The 2,201-nt window shown below is 41.3% G+C and carries 2 protein-coding genes and 1 pseudogene; all 3 read left to right on the forward strand.

Annotated elements, in window-relative coordinates; genetic code table 11:
- Positions 1-433: 433 nt before the first annotated feature.
- Entirely contained in the window at positions 434-1,096 is a 663-nt protein-coding gene (locus ACZFYI_RS19400; protein WP_462525772.1) for a metal-dependent transcriptional regulator, read from the forward strand.
- Between the two features lie 290 nt (positions 1,097-1,386).
- Positions 1,387-1,836, forward strand: coding sequence for a thioredoxin family protein (locus tag ACZFYI_RS19405; protein WP_462525773.1), 450 nt, complete (start codon positions 1,387-1,389; stop codon positions 1,834-1,836).
- Between the two features lie 2 nt (positions 1,837-1,838).
- Positions 1,839-2,201: pseudogene (locus ACZFYI_RS19410) on the forward strand (tRNA uridine-5-carboxymethylaminomethyl(34) synthesis GTPase MnmE); the annotation flags it as partial.

A 2,201-nucleotide genomic window follows, 5' to 3' on the forward strand; every position in this document is an offset into this window, starting at 1 on the left:
TAAAGCATTTTATCTTCATTAGATTAAAGGAGGACGATTTGGACGGATTAAAGCTTGCGTCCGCTCTGAATGAGTCTGTATAATTCCTTTCTGATCTTTTTTAATCCTTTTAGAAAACCTCCAAACCATTCCCTTTTATCCGGAAGTATCCCAAAAAGTTATCCACTTTTGGTTTATTTTGGAAACCCATTTGCCTATTCAGGAAACTATCAAAACAAAGGAATTTGGGCTAGGTCATTAAATTATATAGGACTCTATTTTATTGTTTATCAATGATATATGACAATATTTATACATGTCTAATCCAATATTTTGACTTACCTAAATCTCTGATCACAATGTAAACCGGGTTATCCACATACGGTTTAGTCTCTCTAAAATTATTTTTAAGGTCAGTCTAAATCTCTATCTTTGGATTTGAATCCAAGAAACTATGATTACCCTCACCTCTGCCGAAGAGAATTATTTGAAAGCCATCTACCACCTATCGGAAGGCGGCAAGAAAGGCGTGTCGACCAATGATGTGTCTGCCGCCATGAAAACAAAGCCTGCCTCTGTTTCGGACATGCTGCGCAAACTGGGCGAAAAAGAAGTGATCGAGTACCGGAAATATTACGGGCTCCACATTACTGAAGAAGGAAAAAAACTGGCTCTCCAAACCATCCGGAAGCACAGACTTTGGGAGGTATTTCTGGTAGAGAAATTGAAATTCTCTTGGGATGAGGTGGAGGAAGTTGCCGACGAATTGTCCCATGTCAAGTCAAGGGTTTTGATCCAAAGACTTGATGAGTATTTGGGTTTTCCAAAATTCGATCCTCATGGTGACCCTATCCCCGATGAATATGGAGATGTTCGTGCAAGACCCCGACTTCCGCTCAATGAACTTGACTTAGGGTCAACGGGACAGATCGTGGCAGTAAAAGACAGCAGTCCTGCTTTCCTCAGATACCTTGATAAAGTGGGTGCCTATATCGGTGCAAGAATCAAGGTCTTGGACAAAACAGAATTTGACGGTTCGGTAGAAATCCTCGTGGACAACAAGAAATCTATTTTCATGTCTAAAGATGTGGCGGGGAATATATTGGTGATGGTGTAAAAGGTTGTATTTGTTGTATTGGTTGTAGTTGTTGTAATTGTTGTCTGCTTCGCGTTGTCATTGTTGCCGGGTTTATTGCGAAGCCTATTGTTAATTGGTTGTAGTTGTTGTAGTGGTTGTAATTGTTGTAGTGGTTGTAATTGTTGTCAGGTTGAGAAAGGTTGTAGGGATGGGTAGTCATGGTACTTGGTACTTTGTTCTTGATACTTTGTACTAATTTTTAATCAAGGAAATTGAACTTCAAACCAAAGCAAGTCGTTAAATTTGAGTAAAATATGATTGAACAAAATATGAAAAAACTGTTTGGCGCTATACTGATCACCCTCATCAGCTTCCAAATTGCAACAGCTCAGGATAAAATCACTTGGCTGACTTTCGAAGAAGCTGCAGCAAAAACCGCTGAAAATCCCAAAATGATATTTGTAGATGTCTACACTGACTGGTGTGGCTGGTGCAAGAAAATGGACAAGGACACTTTCACCGATCCAGAAGTAATCGCATTCATCAATGAGAATTTCTACGCCGTCAAAATGAATGCAGAGAACAGCAAAAGAAAATTCAATTTCAAAGGCAAGGAATATTCCGAAGCTACCATGGCAAGGGCCATGCGGGTCAGTTCCTACCCCAACTTTGTCATCATGGATGCTTTGATGGAAAACATTGCCCAATATCCCGGCTACAGGGAACCGGTGCCTTTTCTTGCTGGAATAGATGATCTTCTCAATACTTTCGGGAAGTAAATATGTCCTTTTCCCTCCACGAAAAAAATGATACCATCGTCGCTCTTGCCACGCCCCAGGGAGTCGGCGCCATAGCCGTCATCCGTCTTTCCGGCAATGATGCGATCAAAATCACCAATGAGGTTTTTAAGGGGAAAGACCTTGAAAAGCAGGCCTCACATACCATCCATTTCGGAACAATTAGGGATGGGGAAAAAATCATAGATGAGGTTTTGGTGTCCATTTTTGTAGCCCCCAAGTCCTTTACGAAAGAAAACGTCGTGGAAATTTCCACGCATGGTTCTTCCTATATCGTCAATCAAGTTATCAAATTGTTGATCCGCAAGGGTGCAAGGCCGGCCAAGCCGGGGGAATTCACCCAAAGG

This window comes from Aquiflexum sp. (genome assembly GCF_977115555.1).